Here is a 19617-nt window from a genome sequence, read left to right on the forward strand (position 1 = left end):
TTCAGCCGGCAGGCTTGACGACCTCGAAAAGACCGGCGACATCGTCGGTCTCCAGTTCCAGCAGCCAGAGATCCGGATCGAAGCGGAGTTCGCGCGACAGCATCTCGCTGACGGCATCGGGTTCTGCCCTTTCCGCCCTCGTCTCGAATTTGCGCCCCGCATCCTCCTCGCCGAAGAAGTTCTGCGGCGCCGGCGCGTAGAGTGTCTCCAGTCCGTCGCGGAACCGCTGGCGGATAAAGATCGCCCCCGCTTCCTCCGCCCCCTTCTTCTCGACGGCGGCGAAACCGCCGAGTGCGAAGACACGGCGGATCAGGGCGGAAACAAAGATATCGGATTTCAGGCGCATAGCCCGTCTTACAGTGGTTCGCCGCGAAGGGCAAATGGGGCGATAAACCAAAGGTTGGACCGCCCCAGGAGATGGCGCGATCCACAGGAGGCAATCGTCAAAGCGCGCCGATCGACTTGAGCTTCTTCAGCACCATCTCGTCGGGCTCACCCGTTTCCGGGAGGCGGTAGTGCTTCTGGAAACGGCGGATGGCGGCCTTGGTCTGCTCGCCGGCGACGCCATCCACCGCGACATCCGCATAGGCGATGTTCGACAGGCCGCGCTGGATCTGCAGGACGAGATCGGCCGAGGATGAAGATGCCGCCGGCTTTTGGGCGACAGGTGTTGCCCGGGGCGTCCGGGGAGTCGATCCGGTGCTGGGAATCTCGGCAGGCGGCCTCATCACGGGGCGGCGCTCCGCCGAGCGGATCGCCGCCGCCACGGGGTCCTCGTTGCGCACAGCAGCAACCTTTTCCGGCGGGCGGCTTACGGGCACCGCCTTCGACGAGGATGCCGGCCGGGCAGGCTTTGCCGGGGCTGCCTTCGCGGTTTCAATCGGAGCCGGTTTCTGAGGGGCGGGTTGCGGCGCGGCCTCCCGGGCCTCTCTCTGGATTGTTTCCGGACGCGGCGCGGGAACGGCGACCGGCAGCGGATCGGAGAGCGGCGCGGCTACCGATTCGGTCTCAGGTGCCGTTGTGGCGGGCGACGATGCGGGCGCATCCGGATCGGCGCGCTCGATGCGGAAGGTCGTCACTTCCTCGGGCGTTGCGCGGCGCACGGGCCGATAGCCGGCGATGGCATTCGGGTCGCTGGCATCGCGGGTGGCAAGGAATGGCGCGGGATGGCCGCCCGGCTGGTACCAGAGCGCATTGGCAGCGACGAACGAGAAGACGACGATGAAGGCCGCAACGCCGATGACGGGCCTGGGATGGCGCGCAGCGGCGCGTCCCGCTGCCGAGAGGAGGCTCGACAGAAGGCCCGGCTGCTGGACAGGCTTTCTCCTGTCAGGCGATTTTCGCTTCCGCGCGGCCATCGATAAAATCCTGTTCGTCCATCATGAACGTTTTCTGCGACGTTAGCCGGGCTTTGCTGAGCCGCGGCGGGAATTCGACTTTCTCCTCCCGGATTTTGTCCAGTTTGCTTCCGATCCCCGACCCGTCGGCCGGCAGCGAGACGGTCACCACGGTCCCTTCGCCCGCACGGCTGGCGATCGAAAAACGGCCGCCATGCAGCGCCACCAGGCCCTTGACCAGCGAAAGCCCGAGACCGGTCCCTTCGTAGCTTCGAGTATAGGCATTTTCAACCTGCATGAAAGGCTGGCCGATGAACTCCAGCTTCTCGGCCGCAATGCCGATGCCGGTATCGCTCACGGAAATCACCACGTCGTCACCGGCGAGCACCGCATCGATCGAAACGGCGCCGCCGGCCTCGGTGAACTTGATGGCATTGCTTGCGAGATTGATGAGGATCTGCTGCACCGCGCGGCGGTCGGCGATCACTTCGCCAAGGCCCCGGGAGGCGCGGCTTGCCAGCGTGATGCCTTTTTCGCGCGCCGACAGGTCGAGCATGGCGCGGCAGGCCTCCATGGCCTCGGCGAGCGCGAAGGGTTCGGCGATCAGTTCGTAGCGGCCGGCCTCGATCTTCGACATGTCGAGCATGGTGTTGACGACCGAGAGCAGATGCGCGCCCGACTGGCGGATCAGCCCGACATATTCGCGCTGGCGATCGTTCTCGAGCCTGCCGAAATATTCGCCGGCGAGCACGTCCGAAAAACCGAGAATCGCATTGAGCGGCGTGCGCAGTTCGTGGCTGACCGCGGCGAGGAAGCGTGACTTCGCCTCATGGGCGGAGCGTGCCTCGGCGACACGGGCGACCGCTTCAGCGCGCAGGTCTTCCTCTTCCGACATGTCCCGCGCCTGCGCGAAGGCATGCACGAACTGCCCCTCGCCATCGCGAATTGCAGTCATGTCGAGCCGGACGGGCAGGAACTGTCGGCCGGCGGCCGAGAGAGGCCGCTCGATCCGGATGTCGACAACCGCACTTGCCGCCCCCTGGCGCAATGCATCGAGCGCCTGGACGAGGCCGATCCTGTCCGACACATGCACGCATTCGGCAAGCGGCAGGCCCGAAGCCTCGCTGAGGCCGACGGGAAAGGCGTCACGGTCGCGTCCACCCGTCTTCATGACCTGCCCCTGCGGGTCGAGGATGAGCGACAGGCCCGGGCAGGCCTCGAAAGCAATGTCCTCCGGCTGCGGGACGACGGCGGAAACAACCGCATGGCGCGGCAGGGCAAAGAGGGCCGCGACGGCCAGCAGGAAGAAAGAGATGACCAGTGCGGCGCCGACCGGCAGCGCCAGCGCGGGGGTGAAGACGAGCGTGAGCGCGGACGGCACGACAACCAGCGTTGCGAGGCAGGCAAAGACCAGGCGGCGGAAGAGCGCAATCTCCTGCGCGCGCGCCACTTCGCCTTCGCCAAGGCGAGTGAGCCAGCGGTTCACGGTCTCATCGACCAGAAGAACCATCCTGTCGGCAATGTTACTCAATACGCGCACGCCATACCCTGAAAAGACTCGTTTTTACACGAGGGACAATAGGCCCCCGCGGCTTAAGGAAAGGATAAAAGATGGGGTGCCGAACGCCCATCCGAAGCCCGAAATCCGACTTTGGCACATCTTCGCCAAGCCTTCTCTGCTTGTGGTTAACGCGACGTAAGCGACGGATTTGGTTTGATTTTTCCTGTGACGTTAACTTTTGAGGCAATCGAGCGGGTGCAAAACCCAGAGCTTTTCGGGCGTCTGCCGCAATTATGCTTAACATCATCCGCTAAAATTCGAGACAAGCTCACCAGAAGTGTCATGCAGCGGGACCGATAGATCGAATTTTAGATAAATTTGCCGAAAAACCGAGCGGTTGCGTCAAAGCCATATTTGCTTCCGGGCGGTACAACCATGTTCAAGACCGGCACAGACCCGGCGGCCCTGCACTATCCCGGAATCACTCCGGAAGCCGGCAGGGAAAACAGGTGGACAGGACGATGTGGTTTCTCATCAAGGGAACATTCTGGTTCGCAGCCGTGCTGGTGGTGCTCTCCTACTTCAGCAGCCGGCCTGTGACCGTGACCGAGGGTGTCTCGGCGATTGAGGTCGGCGACGCTTTTCACGCTGCGACCGAAGCCTATCAGTATGTGAGCGCCATCTGTCTGGAAAAGCCGGATGTCTGCGAAAAGGGCGCAGAAACCTTCTCGGCACTCGGGGTCAGGGCCAAGGAAGGCGCCCGCGTCGCCTTCGAACTGCTCGACAAGCAATTTGGAAACGGGCAGTCCGGCGCCAAGGAACCGGAAACCGCCGTGCTCGCCGATCCGGATCCGACGCCCTTCCCGTCCGAGGCCGCCGAAACCGCTGCCGCCCCTGCCGACACGATCTCCACCGGCACCATCCTGACCGGCTCGGTGCCGGTACCACAGAAACGCCCGGTTCACTGAACGGGATCGTCCTTACGAATTTCAAAGCTTGCGCCGGGCCTGATTGCCTCGCTTCCCGGCGCCGGACCTGCCTGCCCTGCAATTCGGCATTTTGCTGACGCCGTGAGGAATGAACGCCTCACGGCGCATTTTTTTCTTTTATCCCGCATTGCAATGCCTATATGAAATGCAGATAAACCGGAGCGCTCATGGCCAGTATCGACCAGATCATCGACGATTTCGCCTTCCTCGACGAGTGGGAAGACCGCTATCGTTATGTGATCGAACTCGGCAAGGAACTGCCCGATCTTCCCGACGACAAGAAGACATCCGAGTACAAAGTGCAGGGCTGCGCGAGTCAGGTCTGGCTGGTCAGCCATATCGAAGACGGCAGCTCTGATCCGGTGATGACATTCAAAGGCGATTCCGACGCCCATATCGTGCGTGGCCTCGTCGCCATCGTGCTCGCCGTCTACTCGGGAAAGCGAGCCTCCGAGATCGTTGCGACCGACGCGATCGAAATCTTCGACCGCATCGGGCTCGTCGAACACCTCTCCTCGCAGCGCGCCAACGGATTGCGCTCCATGGTCAAGCGGATCAGGGAAGAGGCAAGGATGAAGGCAGCCGCTTAGAGCCGCCCTCTTTGTTGCTCACTGGTTGATATATGCTCCCCCGCGACAGGCGGACGAGGGGCAATCCTAGCAAGATCACAGCACCGGCCGGTAATCCTCCGTGCCCCAATGGTGGCTGCGACGACGGCTTGCGGGCGGCGGCGCATAATGACGGGCGAGCGCCAGAAGCGCGGCGCGCAGCATCAGCTTTGCCGAGCGCGCCGGCCACTGGCGTTCGCGCTCCACCGTCTCCAGCCCCTTGGAAAAGCAGCAGACGTCCACCGCGACGCCAGAAAGCTCCGGCCCCATGGCATCCATCGCCCTGGAGAACCTGAGCCTTGCGGCCATGGCGCTGTCGGCAATCTCCGCCTGACCACCCGCCTGCCCCTTCCCGCGACTCGATAGACGCGGTTCCCAGGAGGCGGTGACGCGCGGCTGCAACTGCCCGCGGGTGAAATCGGCAAGCAGCCGTTCGCCGGCCTCGATCGCCTCGACCTGCAGGAAAGGCTTGCCCTCACGATCCTTCATCCGCGCCACCGCGCCGAGCGGCGATTCCAGAAGATTGCGCCGGACCGGTTGGCGGGCACCTTCCACCTCGACGGTGGCGGCAACCATCTCGCCATGCTGCTCGATGAACGCCTCCCCGCCCGTGACCAGGGCCCGGCGCAGGAAGGCCGATGCCTCGGCACTTGCCATAAGCCGGTTGCCTGAAAGCTGCGCCAGCCCGAGCGACCGGGCCTCAGCAATCACGGCTTGCGGATAAAGCCGTTCCCCGCCACCGGTTACCCGCATGTCGCCACCTTCCGCCGCCTCGACCGCGCATTCGCCGCGGGCGAGCTGGCGGATCAATCTGAGGAGCTGCTTTCCAAACGATGGATCGGGCTTCCTCTCATTCATGGGCCGGTACCTCCGACATGCCGAAGACGACCGTGACGATCCGCTCCACCGCCGAGACGAAATCGTCGAAGGCGGGATCGTCGCGGCGATCCTCGACCACATGGCAGGCATGGCCGACGGTCGTGCGATCGCGGCCGAAGGCCTCGCCGATATCGCTCATCGAGATCCGCAGCACCACGTGGCAGACATACATGGCGATCTGCCGCACATGGCATGAAAGGCGCCTCCGGTCCCGGCGCAACATCACCCGGTCACCGAACAGCGGCACAAGTTCGCCGACCATCTGGCGGACGATCCGGCACACATTCCTGAGCGGCAGGCTGGCGGGAATCCCAGGGGAACGACTAGCGGCACAGGCAGCGATCAAGCGGCCGGGCGGCGGGACGAAAGACTCGAAATGTTTCTCCAAAGGCATGACAAATTCCCTCACAAATAGGAATTAATTCATACACCTTAGAGCAAACACGGGGATGCAAGAAACTGCGTGCCTGCAACCTATCGCTGAAATTATTGATATTTTTGACAAGCGCCAGAAAGAAAATGGGATTTTTTTCCTCTCTCCATTCCCCTCTGCCTTCCGCAAGGAAAAACCGGGCCTGGAAGCCCGGTCCTGATCCGCATTCGCATTTCCGGGTACAAAATCCCAATTCCGGTCGAGTTACGATCGGTCTCCATCGGAGGGATTGGCTTTTTCCCAATTGGCCAACCAGCGTATGTCCCGGCTCAGGCGGCCTTGCTGCGCTTGCGGCGCTGGCCAAGCCCCATTTCCTTGGCGAGTCTGGAGCGCGCTTCCGCGTAAGCCGGGGCTACCATCGGATAATCGGCCGGCAGACCCCATTTCTCGCGGTATTCTTCCGGAGTCATGTTGTAATGGGTCATGAGGTGACGCTTCAGCGACTTGAACTTCTGACCATCCTCGAGGCAGATCAGATAGTCGTCTTCGATGGACTTCTTGATCGGAACGGGCGGCTTCGGCTTTTCGACGGCTGTCGCAACCGGAGCCGGCGAGGACGTGTTGCTCAGCGCCGAATGCACATCGGCGATGAGGTTCGAAAGATCGCCGACGGGGACCACGTGGTTGCTCACATAGGCAGCCACGATATCTGCTGTCAGTTCAACCAGCAGGTCCTGGCCTTTGCCCAATGCGATGTCTGTCATTTCCTGTCTCCTGTTGTAAGTGACCGGCAGGCCCGCGACCTCCGCGGCACCCGACCGTTCGCAGAGTCTCCCGAAGAAACCCCAAAACCCCCACATCGTCCTTAGACCGAAGCCTACCCCTAAGCTTCATGCGGAAGAAAAGCGATTTTCACCGGATATTGCTTTCGACTGAAATCAGCCTCGTCATCGACCTTCACCCGTTTTTCAGTCTGAAAAACTTGTCGACTCTATCGAATTAACGAGGTGACGCCTAATCTAGAACAACATCTGCACTCTACTATTCATGAAGTAGCACTGCTTCGCCAAATGTCCAAGTGCGATTTTTACCTAAGGCCGGACTTTCTGCCGGCTATAGAACGCATAAAGCAGCGTTACTGCCGGATAGACGAGTGCTTTCTCAGTTATGACAAGCTTATAACTCGTTTCTGACAGACTATATTCATTCCCGGTATTCATTCATTTCATCACGCACGGATAACTCGGAAAGATTGTATCCGACCTTATGAGCCGCCATTGCGAGCAAATGCGCCGAGACCGGAGCCGTCAGGACAAAGAAAAAGAAGCCCGCGATCGCACGCGCGAATGTCGCAAGATCGCCGGCATGCAGGCCGACCGCCAGAAGCATGAGGCCGGATCCGACCGTGCCGGCCTTGGAGGCAGCATGCATGCGGGTGTAGAGGTCCGGCAGGCGATTGATGCCAATCGCCGCAACCAGGACGAATCCTGCCCCGACGAGGACGATGAGAGCGGTGAGGATGGCAACGAGCGTACCGATCATTTTGCTGCCTTTCTCCGCACGGCCGGCCCGGCGCCGTCCTTGCGCTTGCCCGCCGGCTTTCGCCGGCGCGCGGATGGAGCCGCGATGAGCCTCATGTGCGGTCCTTGCGGTGTTTCCTCCCGCCGGACGCGCGATAGGATGAAACGGGCAAATGCAACGGTCGCCAGAAAACCGACAAGACCGAGCGAGATCGCGATATCGATATAAAGCGTGAAGCCGGTGCGGATGGCGATCAGCGCGATGAAGCCGATGACAATGCCGACCAGCATGTCGAGCGCCAGAACCCGGTCGGGAAGCGTAGGACCCTTGACCACCCGCCAGACCGTCAGGAGGAAGGAGAGGCCGAGTATCAGGAGTGCCCCCCACACTGTCCAGGAAAGGATCGTTTCTGCCGCCGTCACCGGAATGCCTCCATGATCTTCCTCTCGAAACCGCCCGCGATATCCCTCACCGTCGCATCGGTATCCGAACAGTCGATCGCATGCACGAAGAGTATCTTGCGATCCTCGGAGACATCGACCGACAATGTGCCAGGGGTGAGCGTGATGAGATTGGCAAGCAGCGTAATCTCGAAATCCCGGTCGACCGTCAGCGGGAAGGCGAATATGCCGGGCTTCAGGTCCATGCGCGGACTGACGACCAGGACCGCCACCTTCCAGGCCGAAAGCGCCAGTTCCTTGAAGAACAGTAGAAGAAGCGACAGGATGCGCCCGAGCCGCCGCCAATAGCCGCGGGCGCTCATCTGTTCGCGCACGACCCACAGCGACAGCGTCGAAAGCACAAAACCGAAGATCAGGTTGTGCAGCGTCGCGCTGCCGGTAATAGCGGCCCAGATTATGGCCAGGACAAGCGACAGGATGAAGATGATCACGGCAGGGCACCCCGCTCTATCGCTGACTGGGGAAAGACGGACAATATATAGGCCGCCGGATCGGCGAGATTCGTCGCGGCCCTCTGGGTAAGATCCAGCAGCGGTTCCGGCAGCAGGCCGAACAGGACGACGAGGAAGGTCAGGGCGCCGAGCGGCAGGACAATGCGCCAGTCGCCGGCGGGTGCATCCTCGCCGGGCATTTTGGGAGCCGGTCCGGAAAGCGGCCGCCAATAGGCGAGCAGGAAGACGCGGCCGAGCGCCAGGGTGATGACAAAGGCGGAGACGAGGATCGACGCCGCCAGCCACCACGCGCCAATGTCGAGCGAGGCTTTGAGCAGCACCACCTTGGGCCACATGCCGGCAAGCGGCGGCAGGCCGGCAGCGGCCAGGAAGAAGGCAAACGAAGCGGCCGAGAACCATGGCGCCCGGCGATAAAGCCCGCCGAGCCCCGAAAGCGACCAGGCGCCGGCAAGCCGGGCGGCTTCGCCCGCCACCAGATAAAGCGCGGTCATCGTCGCCACGGAATTCAGGGCATAGAGGATCGCGCCGCTGACAGCCGCCGGCGTGCCGATCGCGACACCTGCCATCATGTTGCCGATGCCCGCGATCACCAGATAACCGACAAGCTTGCGGATATCGTTCTGGGCAAGCGCGCCGAGCGCCCCGATCAGCATGGTCAGCGCCGCCGAGACCGCGATCATCAGGCTCAGTTCCTCCCGCTCGACGGGAAGCAGCATGACGGTGACGCGGATCAGCGCATAGATGCCGATCTTGGTGAGCAGGCCCCCGAACAGGGCCGACACGACGATGCGCGGCGTGTGATAGGAGGCCGGCAGCCAGAAATTCACCGGAAAGGCGGCCGCCTTCATCGCAAAGGCGAAGATGAAGAGCGCCGTCAGCGTCGTCAGCGGCGCCGTCTCGCGCAAGGTCCCCGCCTTCCTCGCGATATCAGCCATGTTGAGCGTGCCGAAGATCGCATAGAGATATCCGACCGCGATCAGGAACAGCGTCGTGCCGATCAGGTTGAGGATGGCATATTTCAGCGCGCCGTCGATCTGCTCGGGTTCGGACCCCAGGATCAGGAGGCCGAAGGAGGCGATCAGCAGCACCTCGAACCAGACGTAGAGGTTGAAGATGTCGCCGGTGAGAAACGCACCTGTGACGCCGGCCATCAGCAGCATCAGGAAGGGAAAGAAGCCGTAGCGGCGGCCGCTCGCATCAATGTCGGTGAGCGCGAAGATGCCGGCGGCGAGCGCCACGACGGCTGACACGAGCGCCATGACGGCACCGAAGAGATCGGCGGTGAAGGCAATGCCGAACGGCGGCAGCCAGCGGCCCATCACCATGGTGACCGGACCGTGAACCATGACGCGCCAGAGCAGCCCGGCATCCAGAAGGACGAGCAGCGCGAGGCCGGCAATCGCGATCGTGCCCTGCAGGCGAACGGATTTGCGGACCATCATCAGGAGCGCGCCGAACGCGATCATCGATGCCACGGGCAGAACCACCAGCCAATCGGCAAGCGGCACGGGTGCAAGGACCAATGCTGCGGAAAGATCGACGGGAACGGTGGAGGGAGTCGCCATCAGATGCGCACCTCCGCCAGCGGCTGTTGCCCCGCATGCTTAACGATCCGGAGGGTATCTGTCGCAAACTGCATCACTCAATACCCCATCGGCGGACGCTCTTCGTCCCGCGGCTCGGCGAGGCGCATCTCGTCCGTATTGTCGGTGCCGAGCTCCTGGTAGGCGCGATAGGTCAGCACCAGGAGGAAGGCGAAGAAGGAGAAGGAGATCACGATCGCCGTCAGGATGAGCGCCTGCGGCAGCGGGTTTGCTGTGCCGGCCGGAAGCTGGTCCATGCCCGTCGGGATGATCGGCGGAACTTCGCGCGTCAGCCGGCCGGTGGTGAAAAGAAGCAGGTTCACCGCATTGCCGAGCAAAACGATGCCGAGCAGCATGCGCACCGTATGCTTCGACAATAGAAGATAGACTGCGGCGGCGAAGAACAGCCCGATCAGGATGGCAAAAAGCGCTTCCATCAGCCTTCCTCCCCGCCTGTTTCCGGTCCCGGTTCCTGTTCGAGCGCAAGCGCGATCGAGGTGATGGCGCCCAGCACGACAAGATAGACGCCGAGATCGAAGGATATGACGGTCGCCAGCGGCACTTCGACGTCGAAGAACACGGGATAGATCCAGAGGCCGGTCATGAAGGGCACGCCGAAGAAAATCGAGATGAGGCCGGAGAGCGTCGAGATAAAAAGCCCGGCACCTGCGATTGCCATCGGATGGAAGCGGATGGCACGGCGCACCGCGGCGACCCCGAAGGCGATGCCGTAGATCGCCAGCGCCGAGGCGGCGATCAGCCCGCCGATGAAGCCGCCGCCCGGCTCGTTATGGCCGCGCAGCAGCACGAAAATCGAAAACAAAAGCATCAGGGCGGTGAGTACGGGGGCGACCGTGCGCAGGATGAGGGTGTTCATGGCTGAACACCTCTCGCCGCGCTCCATGCTTTCGCCTCTGAGCAAGACCGCCCCCCTCTGCCCTGCCGGGTATCTTCCCCACAGGTGGGGAGATTGGCCGGACGCGCCGGCTTCCCTCCATCGTCAACGCCCGTTGAGGGCGAGACGCCACAGCGAATCGATCTCCCGCCTTGCGGGGGAGATGTCCGGTATGACAGAGGGGGGTAATCGACATATCTCATCGCCCTTCCTCCTCTTGCGAAACCGCAGCCTTCCCCGCCCGCACCCGGATCAGCGCGAGGACCGCAAGGCCGGTCACCATCACCACGGCGATCTCGCCCAGCGTATCCGTGCCGCGGAAATCGACGATGATGACGTTCACGACGTTGGCGCCATGGGCGATCACCTTGGAATAGGCATTGAAGAAATCGGTCAGCAGATTATCGAACGACGCCTCAACAGACTTCAAGAGCAGGAGCCCGAAGCCGAGCCCACAGGCGACCGCAACGCACGCATCGAAGAGCAATTGCCTGCGCGGCCGATGATCCGCAGGCGAAAGCCGAAGCCGCGTCATGACCAGCGCCAGGATGACGACCGACAACGTCTCCACCATGAACTGCGTGAAGGAAAGGTCCGGCGCGCCGAACAGCAGGAAGATCACCGCGACGGCAAAGCCCTGGATGCCGAGCGAGACGATCGCCGTCAGCCGGTCCTTCGCCCTCAGCACCGCGAAAATGCCGATCAGCGCGATCGCCAGAAACGCCGCCTCCTGTGGAAGAACGCTGCCCGGCCAGGCCGGCATGCCCGGCAATTCGTCGAAGACGACGGGAGGAACCAGCAGCGTCAGCGCCAGAAGGATGAACGTGGCGGTCATGTAGACCTCCAGCCTTCCGGGCTGCACGAAGCGGGTGATGGCGACCGAAAGCCGGACAAGCCCGGAGACGAAATGATCGAAACCGAGATCCGGTCCGGGCCCCAGATTTTCCAGCACACGGACCATCAGTGCGCGGGCGCCGTCCAGCCGCCAGAAGACGAACACGCCAAGCCCTATGGTGATGACCGAGAGAACGAGCGGCATCCCGAGATGCGGCACGGTGGTGATATCGATCACCACCTTTTCGCCGGAGACAGCGCTTGCCATGGGCGAGGAAACGTAGTGATGCGCAAGGCCGGAAAACAGTGCTCCGAGCAGCCCCAGCACGGCCAGGACGGCCGGCCCCAGCCAGAGGGCGACAGGCCCTTCGTGAGCCGATTTCGGATTCGCGCTGGGCGGCCCGAAAAAGGGCCTGATGGCGATGGCGAAGGCCACCGCAAACATCAAGGCATTGCCGATCACTGCAAGACCGGTAAAGAAGACGGCACGCGGATTGCCGGCCGCAAGGGCGGCATAGATTTCTTCCTTGGCGAGAAAGCCGAAGAAGAGCGGCAGGCCGCCCATCGAAAGGGCACAGAGCATTGCCGCCGCGAAGGTGATCGGCATGGCGGATCGGAGCCCGCGAAGCTGGGTCACGTTGCGGTCTCCCGCTTCGTGGTCCACGGTCCCCACCACCATGAAGAAGCCGCCCTTGAACAACGAATGCGCGACGAGATAAAGCACCGCCGCCTCAACCGCATGCGGCGCCCCGAACCCCGTCAGCATGACGAGCAGGCCGAGCGAGGCCATGGTCGTATAGGCCAGCATCAGCTTCATATCCACCTGACGGACGGCGAGGAAGGTGCCGGCAATCAGCGTGATACCGCCGAAGAAGGGCAGCAGGATTTCCCAGGCTGGCGTCGCGCCCATGACCGGATTGAGCCGCATCAGAAGATAAACGCCGGCCTTCACCATGGTGGCCGAATGAAGATAGGCCGAGACCGGCGTCGGCGCTTCCATGGCGTTCGGCAGCCAGAAATGGAAGGGAAACTGCGCGGATTTGGTGAAGGCGCCGCCGAGCACCAGAAGAAGCGTCGCGAGATAGAACGGGCTTTCGCGCAGGCCGTCTTCCATGTGGACGAGCAGCGAAAGCTGGGTCACGCCGGTGATGTTCCAGAGGAAGACAAGGCCGGCGAGCAGGCAGAGCCCTCCCCCGCCGGTGACCACCAGCGCCTGCAGCGCGGCGCGGCGCGCCTTCTCCCGCCCGTGATCGAAGCCGATCAGCAGGAAGGAGGTGATGGAGGTCAGCTCCCAATAAACGAAGAGCATCAGGAAACTGTCGGACACGACAAGGCCGAGCATCGCCCCCATGAACAGGAGGATGAAGGACAGGAAACGGCCCTGATCCGGATGGCCCTTCATATAGCCGCCGGAATAGATCACGATCAGCGTGCCGATGCCGGTGATCAGCAGAGCAAAGGTGAGCGACAGGCCATCAAGGAACCAGGAAAAGGATAGGTTGAAGCTCGGCGCCCAGGCATAACCGCCCGTCACGACTTCGCCTGCGGCGACTTCGGACAGGAAGCCGCAGAAGTGCAGAAAGGCGAAAAACGGCGCCAGAGCCAACAGCCAGGCCGCCTTGTCACCAAACCGGCGGATGAGAACAGGAGCAAAAACGGCGCCCATAAAGGGGAGGAACAGGACAACGAATGTCAATGCCGGCACATTGGCAGCCATGCCATCTCCTTTTGAAACCGCGAGAACCGACCAACCGCCGGGAGGAAATGGCTTTCTAGGGTAAAGAATCCCCCATCTCAAGCATAACCGGACGGAACACACAGAAACGCGACTTTTCGTCAACGCCCCGGATGCCTATCTAAAGGAAAAACGAAAGGAATCTGAAGCGATGTCCGATGTGACCAATCCGAAAATCCAAAAGAGCGATATTGAATGGCGCGAACAGCTTTCGCCGGAGCAGTACCGTATCCTGAGGCAGGCCGGCACCGAACGGGCCTTTACCGGTCCTTTCTGGAACGCGAAGGAAAAAGGCCTCTATCGCTGTGCCGGCTGTGGCGAGGAACTGTTCATCTCCGACACGAAATTTGACTCGGGTTGCGGCTGGCCGAGCTATTTCGAGCCGGTGAAGCCCGGGGCGGTGACCGAGCACCGCGACATATCGCACGGCATGGTCCGCACCGAAGTGCGCTGCGCCAATTGCGGCGGGCATCTCGGCCACGTCTTTCCGGACGGTCCGCCGCCGACGGGACTGCGCTACTGCATCAACGGCCACGCAATGACCTTCGAGCCGCTGAAATAAACCGCCGGACTACGGATGCTTCCCCGGCCAGCGGCCCGGGGAAGTCATGACGAGCATGGCCTCCCCTCAAGGGTCATGATAGGTAGTTCTGCACCGACCGCAGGAAGACGTCCGTCATGCCCAAGATCGATATCGCCACCGTTCCCAAATATAAAAGCTCGGGCTATCCGCCGCCATTCGACGCCCCCTGTGCCGGACGCGTGCGGCAGCGCCTCGGCGATGCCGGCGGGCTCACCGATTTCGGCATCAATCTCATGCGCCTGCCTCCCGGCAACTGGTCGAGCCAGCGCCACTGGCACTCGCACGAGGACGAATTCGTCTATGTACTCGAAGGCGAACTGACGCTGATCGAGGACGACGACGAGACGATATTGCGCGCCGGCGATTGCGCGGCCTTTCCGAAAGGCTCCGGCAACGGCCATCACATGATCAACAGATCACGTGCGATGGCGGTCTATCTCGAAATCGGCTCGCGCCAGCCCGCCGACATCATCACCTGCTCCGACATAGACATGATGAGCGCCAATGCCGACGGCCGGTTCGTGCACAAGGACGGCACGCCCTATCCTGGGCCCGGCTGAACCGGCGCTGTCATTCCACCGCCCGGCCGCGCACGGCCCATGCCCTAGCCTTGAACGGAATGGAGCCGTCGTCGGCATAGGGCAGATTTGCTTTCAGCTTTTCCCTGAGCTTCCGCCGTCTGTCGGCGGGAAGATTGGCGCAATATGCGGGCGCAGGCCCCGTTCCCAATGTGAATGGTCGCCAGAAATCGTCGAAACTCTCAAAGCGCGTCGCAATCTCGATCTCTTCGTCTTCCACCTCCGCCAGGCCCGACTGTCTTGCGAGATGGGCGAGATTGTCACGCGTGCAGAAGGGAAAGCGGCGGTTCTCGGTCAGATCCTGCGCCGCGGGGTCGAGGTCGACGGCAGCCATCCAGAAGGCACGCATGAACTCCACGCCGCCACCCGGGTAATCCCAGACATAGAACGCGACCCTGCCGCCCGGGCGCGCCACGCGCGCCATCTCGCGCAATGCCTCCTCCCGCCTCGGAACGAAGTTAAGCATCAGGCCGGACACGACGATGTCGGCGACATCCGACGGCATCGCGAGCATTTGCGCATCGCCCAACCGGAATTCGGCCCGCGGATCTGGCACGTTGAGGCGGGCCTTTTCCAGAAACCCTTCCGAAGGATCGAGGCCGACCAGGCTTTTCGGATCGTAGCCCGAGACAATTGCCGAGGAAAGCGCTCCGGTGCCGCAGCCGACATCCACCCAGTCCAGACCCGCGGCGGGATGCAGCCATTCCAGGAAGCGGGGGGCGACCTTGCGGCTCCATCGGCCCATATAAAGATCGTAGCTGTCGCCCGCCCGCCAGGCGTCATGCCGCGAAGCCCTGGCCATGATGTCCTCCGATAGACCAAGGCCACATGATACGCCCCCCATTCCGTGCGCGAAACAGCGTCTTAAGGCTGTACGAAACGGCTTTTCCTCAACAATAAGGCGGAGCCGGCGTTCAGATGCTCGCCTGCACGCGGTGCAGGCCGGCGTAGACGCCGTTCCGCGCCATGAGGCGGTCATGACTGCCCTCCTCGACGATGCCGTTGCCGGTCAGGACCAGGATGCGGTCGGCATGGCGCACGGTGGAGAGGCGGTGGGCGATGACCAGCGTGGTGCGGCCTTCCGCCAGGCTGAGCAGCGCCTGCTGCACCGCCCGCTCGCTCTCGTTGTCGAGCGCGCTGGTCGCCTCGTCGAAGATCAGGATCGCCGGATTCTTGAGGAACGCGCGGGCGATGGTGAGGCGCTGGCGCTGGCCGCCCGAGAGTTTGACGCCGCGCTGGCCGATATCAGTATCGTAACCGTCGGGCAGAGCCATGATGAAGTCGTGCGCGTTGGCGGCCCGCGCCGCGGCCTCGACTTCGGCGTCGGTTGCGCCGGGCCGGCCATAGCGGAGATTTTCCGCCACGGTTCCCGCGAAGAGGTAGACCTCCTGCTGCACCACGCCGACATGGCGCCTGAGCGACGCCAGCGTCACATCGCGGATATCGGTGCCGTCGATCAGGATCGCCCCGGCCTCCACATCATAGAAGCGCGGGATGAGCGCGCATAGCGTGCTCTTGCCCACCCCGGAAGGCCCGACGAGCGCCACGAACTCGCCCGGCGCAATCGTCAGCGAAAGCCGGTTCAGGACCCTGGGGCCATCGGCCTCATAACCGAACGTGACGTCCGAGAACCGGATTTCGCCCCTCGGTTCCGGCATGGGGCGGGCCTGCGGCCGCTCGGCGATGTCCGGGGCGACGTCGAGAATCTCCATGGAGCGGACGAAGCCGGTATAGCCCTCCTGCCAGAGGCGCACGAAATTGGCGAGCCGCTTGACCGGATCAACCAGCACAGCCACGCAGAGCAGAAAGGTGAGGAGGTCGGCGACGGTCAGTTCCGCCATGAGGATGCGCAGGCCGCCCACCACGATCACCAGTATGGTGACAAGTTGCGCGAAGGTTTCGGTGCCGGCCGAAAACCACGCCTCGCTGCGATAGCCATCGTTGCGGCTTTGCAGGAACCGCCGGTTCTGTTCGGCGAAACGTTGCCTCTCCAGCGCCTCGTTGGCAAAGGACTGGACGACGCGAATGCCCGCCAGTGCATCCTCGACGCGCTCGTTGACGGCGGCGATCTGACGCTTGCTGGCGTCGAGCGCGCGGTTCATTCGCCCGTTGAAATGGAGCGCGTAAACGACAGCCACCGGGGTCAGCAGCAGGATGAGGCCGGCGAGCGGCGGATCGATGAAGAACAGCACCAGCATCGCGCCGCTATATTTGAGCACGGCGATGAAGAGATCTTCGGGGCCGTGGTGGAAGAGCTCGCCAAGCCACAGGGAATCGCTGGTGATGCGGCTCATCAGTTGGCCGGTGCGCTGCCGGTCGTAGAAGCTGAACGAGAGCTTCTGGCAATGATCGAAAAGCTCCTGCCGGACATCCGCCTCGATGCAGGCGCCCATCATGTGCCCACGATAATCGACGAAGAAGATGGCGACGGTCTGGATCGCCAGGATGGCCAGCATGACGCCGCCGACGGCCAGCACCTCGCCGTAAGCGTTCGGCGCCTCGGACAGGGCAAGAAGGCGGCTGGTGACGAGATTGGCGCAGAGCGGCAGGGCCACCGCCGTGCCGGCGACGAGGATCGCGCAAAAGAGATCCGCCAGAAGCAGTGGCAGGTGCGGGCGGTAATAGGACAGGAACTTGCGCAGGCGCGAAAGGCGGCGCTCGCGGTCAGCGGTGCCGGAAGGGTCGCGGAAATACTGGAGAAAGGGCTTATGGCGCGGCGGGCTTTTCCTCGCGCGCGGGAACAGCGTGTGCATGATGCGAAATGTCCTTGTGGGCGATGTTTCCTTTCTGGTTGGACAGGATCGCTTTCATGTCAGTCTCCCAAAGCTCGGAGGAAATGAGCGCCAATCATCGCAGACAACCGTCGCGATCTCAATGCAGCCCTTGAAAAACGAACGGGGTGTCGTCCGCGAGCAACAGGCGGATGTCCGTCGCAGCAAGGCTTCTATGATGCCGGAAGCTCGACCGTAAAGGCAAAGCGCGCCTTGTCGCCCGGCTCCAGAATCATCCCGTAGGGGCGCTTTGCCAGATCGTCCGGGCCGTCGAGTTCGGCGGCCGTGCCGTGCCACGGTTCGATGCAGACATAGGGCGCACCGGCCTTCTGCCAGAGCGCCAGGTTCGGCAGGTTCTCGAAGGAGAATTTCAATGCCGGACCGCCCTCGGCCGCATAGGTGAGGCCGTCGCCCGCGCCTTCCGGAAAGATCATCGCGTCCTTCTCGAACATCGCATGGTCGAGGCTGAGCCTGCCCGCCCTGAAGGGCGACGGCAGCCTTTCCGGCTTCACCAGCCCGCCCTCCAGCCTGACGAGCGCGGGCTCGGCGCCGTTGTCGAGGATGACGGCATGGGCACGGCCCTCGCCGCCCGGCAGCGGCCAGAGGAAAGCCGGGTGGAAACCGAGGCCGAAGGGCATCGGCCGCGTATCGCGATTTTCGACTTCCGCCGAGACCGTCAGCTTCGGACCATCGACGGCGTGGGTTATCGCCAGCAGGAATTCGAACGGGTAGACGGCGCGCGTCGCATCCGAGGCGGAAAGCTCGTGGCGGCACGTCGTATCGGTCGACGTGGCGAGTGCGAATTCGGCTCTCCGGGCAAAGCCGTGCTGGCTCATTTCGTAGGCCTTGCCCTCGACACTGACCCGGTTTTCCGGCGCCTTGCCGACCATGGGAAAGAGGATCGGCGAGCGGCCGCTCCAGAAAGCAGCATCGCCGTTCCAGAGCCATGACCGGCCATCCGCCGTGGTGAGCGACTGCATTTCCGCACCCAGCGAAGAAACCTCGACGGCGAGGGAGCGATTTTCAATGCGGACGGTGTCGGACATGCTCTTTCCTCTCGGCGGCTGATTCACCTGACAGCCTGGCGGGGAAAAGTTGCCATTCGATGACCGCGCCCGTCGGCGGCGGCCGCCGTCATTTGCCGTCGACGATGTTCTTCAGGTAGCTTTCGGCAAAGTCCGTCTGGATCTCGATCCACAGCGGAGAATGATCCGACATCTGCCAGGTGCGCCATTTCTCGTAGAGCTTTTGCGGCGTTGTGGCCCGGAACTTCTCGTTCTTCTCCGGGTCCTTCTTCGGGACGAATTTCTCGTACAGTTCCATATCCTCCGGCGTGGAACGGAAGACGTCGGCATACATATCGACAATGCCGCCACCCAGAACCTTGAAATGCTCGTCCGTCGCGCGCACGGCGATCTGGTCATAGAAATGATCCCGGTTCGGCATATGCGCGCCGTCGATCTCCTCCGGCACCTCGAACCCGTTGGCCGCCAGCGCCTGCATGGTCTCGTGCTCGGGGCTGACCACGTTGAAATCGCCGAGCAGGATATAGTTTTCCGCCTCGCGGCCGCGGTCGAGCGGTTTCATGCCCTCGCCGGTAAGCTTCCTCTCCTTGTCCTGCCGCTTGGCGAAGAAATCCACCAGCCGCTCGATCTCGGCGACGCGGCGCTTCAGTTTCTCGCCGGAATCGTCGCCAAAATAGATATGTACCGTGCAAAGGCTGAAGCGGAACCAGCCGGACTGGAAGGCGACGAGGAAGGGCGTGCGGGCAAACTGCTGCTTCATCTCCTCGATCTTCGGCTCGATATCCGGCTGGTCCTTCGGCGCCTTCACCTTCTTGCGCGAAACCACGAGCTGGCCGTCCGGCAGCACGATCTCGCCGGCGATCTTGCGGAACCAGACCTTCTCGGTGTTGTAGACGAAGGCCATGCGTTCGCCGTTGCCGCTGGTGCCCTCCGTCACGTCGGTGGCGATATAGTCCCATTCGCGACCGAGGATGCGCATCACCTTCTGCAGCGCGGAAAGATCGCGATTGACCTCCTGGACCGCCACGAGATCGAAGCAGGAGATCATCTCGGCGATGTAATAGAAGGTCTCCGGAAGGCGCGGGCCGAAACCGAAATCGTTGGAATCGAAATCTCGGATGTTCCAGGTCGCCAGAAGCAGCGAACTGTCCTTCTTGCGCGCCCGCAGCGGTGCGAGCGTCTTGCGCATCGCGACCAGTCGCTCGGCGCAGCGCTTGGCCGCCCCCGGCTCCTTGAAATCGAAACGCAGGCCACCATAGTTCACCATCGTCCCCTCCCCGATCCGCCATGCGTGATCACGGCATGGCACCGACAGTTGCAGCCGGAGGACCATAAACCAGTTTCGCTACACTTTTAAGTCGCCCCCTTCATGGCCCTGCATCCCGCCTGCGGCTGCACCTCGGGGAAAGTCCGCGCTTGCCCCCCGGCTTTGAAACGATATAGTGCGGCATCACCAGCGACTGATCGAAGTGCCTACATCTTTTCCTCATCC

General features: G+C 62.6%; 22 protein-coding genes. 5 read left to right on the top strand and 17 right to left on the bottom strand.

Annotated features, from left to right (window positions below):
• Position 1: 1 nt before the first annotated feature.
• The 3 genes from J2046_RS10185 to J2046_RS10195 all read right to left on the bottom strand — a co-directional run bounded on the left by J2046_RS10185 (position 2) and on the right by J2046_RS10195 (position 2847).
• Complete coding sequence (locus tag J2046_RS10185; RefSeq protein WP_210051423.1) at positions 2 to 346, bottom strand: DUF1491 family protein; 345 nt, start codon at positions 344 to 346, stop codon at positions 2 to 4.
• Positions 347 to 443: 97 nt separating this feature from the next.
• Positions 444 to 1358: a peptidoglycan-binding domain-containing protein gene (locus tag J2046_RS10190; RefSeq protein ID WP_210051433.1), complete on the bottom strand. Its 915-nt coding sequence runs from the start codon at positions 1356 to 1358 to the stop codon at positions 444 to 446.
• Positions 1330 to 2847 (bottom strand): sensor histidine kinase, encoded by a 1518-nt coding sequence (locus J2046_RS10195; protein ID WP_210051631.1) that lies wholly within the window; start codon positions 2845 to 2847, stop codon positions 1330 to 1332. The genes J2046_RS10190 and J2046_RS10195 overlap by 29 nt, the downstream gene beginning before the upstream one ends.
• 512 nt (positions 2848 to 3359) lie before the next feature.
• On the opposite strand from J2046_RS10195, the gene J2046_RS10200 reads away from it, so the two are divergent.
• Complete coding sequence (locus J2046_RS10200; RefSeq protein WP_210051632.1) at positions 3360 to 3806, top strand: DUF5330 domain-containing protein; 447 nt, start codon at positions 3360 to 3362, stop codon at positions 3804 to 3806.
• Positions 3807 to 3994: 188 nt separating this feature from the next.
• Positions 3995 to 4417 carry a SufE family protein gene (locus tag J2046_RS10205; RefSeq protein ID WP_210051435.1) on the top strand — a complete coding sequence of 141 codons (423 nt, stop codon included), beginning with the start codon at positions 3995 to 3997 and terminating at the stop codon, positions 4415 to 4417.
• A gap of 75 nt (positions 4418 to 4492) precedes the next feature.
• On the opposite strand, the gene J2046_RS10210 is transcribed toward J2046_RS10205, so the two are convergent.
• Together J2046_RS10210 and J2046_RS33790 are read right to left on the bottom strand one after the other, a co-directional pair.
• Positions 4493 to 5293 (bottom strand): DUF6456 domain-containing protein, encoded by an 801-nt coding sequence (locus J2046_RS10210; RefSeq protein ID WP_210051444.1) that lies wholly within the window; start codon positions 5291 to 5293, stop codon positions 4493 to 4495.
• Positions 5286 to 5708 (bottom strand): helix-turn-helix domain-containing protein, encoded by a 423-nt coding sequence (locus J2046_RS33790; RefSeq protein WP_233469656.1) that lies wholly within the window; start codon positions 5706 to 5708, stop codon positions 5286 to 5288. The genes J2046_RS10210 and J2046_RS33790 overlap by 8 nt, the downstream gene beginning before the upstream one ends.
• A gap of 55 nt (positions 5709 to 5763) precedes the next feature.
• Here J2046_RS33790 and J2046_RS10220 point away from each other — a divergent pair, with 55 nt between their 5' ends.
• Positions 5764 to 5907, top strand: a complete 144-nt coding sequence (locus J2046_RS10220) for a hypothetical protein (protein WP_210051446.1) — start codon at positions 5764 to 5766, stop codon at positions 5905 to 5907.
• Positions 5908 to 6016: 109 nt separating this feature from the next.
• On the opposite strand, the gene J2046_RS10225 is transcribed toward J2046_RS10220, so the two are convergent.
• The 8 genes from J2046_RS10225 to J2046_RS10260 all read right to left on the bottom strand — a co-directional run bounded on the left by J2046_RS10225 (position 6017) and on the right by J2046_RS10260 (position 13150).
• Complete coding sequence (locus J2046_RS10225; protein WP_210051455.1) at positions 6017 to 6451, bottom strand: Ros/MucR family transcriptional regulator; 435 nt, start codon at positions 6449 to 6451, stop codon at positions 6017 to 6019.
• A gap of 439 nt (positions 6452 to 6890) precedes the next feature.
• A complete protein-coding gene (gene mnhG / locus J2046_RS10230) occupies positions 6891 to 7229 on the bottom strand; it encodes a monovalent cation/H(+) antiporter subunit G (RefSeq protein WP_210051457.1) in 339 nt (112 codons plus the stop codon).
• Positions 7226 to 7630, bottom strand: coding sequence for a cation:proton antiporter (locus J2046_RS10235; protein WP_210051459.1), 405 nt, complete (start codon positions 7628 to 7630; stop codon positions 7226 to 7228). Before J2046_RS10235 ends, mnhG begins: the two co-directional genes overlap by 4 nt.
• Complete coding sequence (locus J2046_RS10240) at positions 7627 to 8100, bottom strand: Na+/H+ antiporter subunit E (RefSeq protein WP_210051473.1); 474 nt, start codon at positions 8098 to 8100, stop codon at positions 7627 to 7629. Before J2046_RS10240 ends, J2046_RS10235 begins: the two co-directional genes overlap by 4 nt.
• Positions 8097 to 9686, bottom strand: a complete 1590-nt coding sequence (locus J2046_RS10245; protein WP_210051481.1) for a Na+/H+ antiporter subunit D — start codon at positions 9684 to 9686, stop codon at positions 8097 to 8099. The genes J2046_RS10240 and J2046_RS10245 overlap by 4 nt, the downstream gene beginning before the upstream one ends.
• Positions 9687 to 9763: 77 nt before the next feature.
• A complete protein-coding gene (locus tag J2046_RS10250; RefSeq protein ID WP_037157644.1) occupies positions 9764 to 10141 on the bottom strand; it encodes a Na+/H+ antiporter subunit C in 378 nt (125 codons plus the stop codon).
• The gene (locus J2046_RS10255; RefSeq protein ID WP_210051491.1) at positions 10141 to 10581 is read right to left on the bottom strand and encodes a Na+/H+ antiporter subunit B; all 441 of its coding nucleotides are present in this window, start codon (positions 10579 to 10581) and stop codon (positions 10141 to 10143) included. Before J2046_RS10255 ends, J2046_RS10250 begins: the two co-directional genes overlap by 1 nt.
• A gap of 217 nt (positions 10582 to 10798) precedes the next feature.
• Entirely contained in the window at positions 10799 to 13150 is a 2352-nt protein-coding gene (locus J2046_RS10260) for a putative monovalent cation/H+ antiporter subunit A (RefSeq protein ID WP_210051495.1), read from the bottom strand.
• Positions 13151 to 13319: 169 nt separating this feature from the next.
• On the opposite strand from J2046_RS10260, the gene msrB reads away from it, so the two are divergent.
• Together msrB and J2046_RS10270 are read left to right on the top strand one after the other, a co-directional pair.
• Positions 13320 to 13730 (top strand): peptide-methionine (R)-S-oxide reductase MsrB, encoded by a 411-nt coding sequence (msrB, locus tag J2046_RS10265; RefSeq protein WP_210051501.1) that lies wholly within the window; start codon positions 13320 to 13322, stop codon positions 13728 to 13730.
• 116 nt (positions 13731 to 13846) lie between these two features.
• Positions 13847 to 14311, top strand: coding sequence for a cupin domain-containing protein (locus tag J2046_RS10270; protein ID WP_210051510.1), 465 nt, complete (start codon positions 13847 to 13849; stop codon positions 14309 to 14311).
• A 10-nt stretch (positions 14312 to 14321) separates the two neighbouring features.
• On the opposite strand, the gene J2046_RS10275 is transcribed toward J2046_RS10270, so the two are convergent.
• The 4 genes from J2046_RS10275 to J2046_RS10290 all read right to left on the bottom strand — a co-directional run bounded on the left by J2046_RS10275 (position 14322) and on the right by J2046_RS10290 (position 19392).
• Complete coding sequence (locus J2046_RS10275; RefSeq protein ID WP_210051521.1) at positions 14322 to 15131, bottom strand: class I SAM-dependent methyltransferase; 810 nt, start codon at positions 15129 to 15131, stop codon at positions 14322 to 14324.
• A 112-nt stretch (positions 15132 to 15243) separates the two neighbouring features.
• A complete protein-coding gene (locus J2046_RS10280; protein WP_210051531.1) occupies positions 15244 to 17082 on the bottom strand; it encodes an ABC transporter ATP-binding protein in 1839 nt (612 codons plus the stop codon).
• Positions 17083 to 17273: 191 nt separating this feature from the next.
• Positions 17274 to 18146, bottom strand: a complete 873-nt coding sequence (locus J2046_RS10285; RefSeq protein WP_210051541.1) for an aldose 1-epimerase family protein — start codon at positions 18144 to 18146, stop codon at positions 17274 to 17276.
• A gap of 88 nt (positions 18147 to 18234) precedes the next feature.
• On the bottom strand, positions 18235 to 19392 hold the full coding sequence (locus J2046_RS10290) for an endonuclease/exonuclease/phosphatase family protein (RefSeq protein ID WP_210051552.1): 1158 nt from the start codon (positions 19390 to 19392) through the stop codon (positions 18235 to 18237).
• Between the last annotated feature and the right edge of the window lie 225 nt (positions 19393 to 19617).

The sequence above is a fragment of the Neorhizobium petrolearium genome, assembly GCF_017873175.1.
GTDB lineage: Bacteria > Pseudomonadota > Alphaproteobacteria > Rhizobiales > Rhizobiaceae > Neorhizobium > Neorhizobium petrolearium.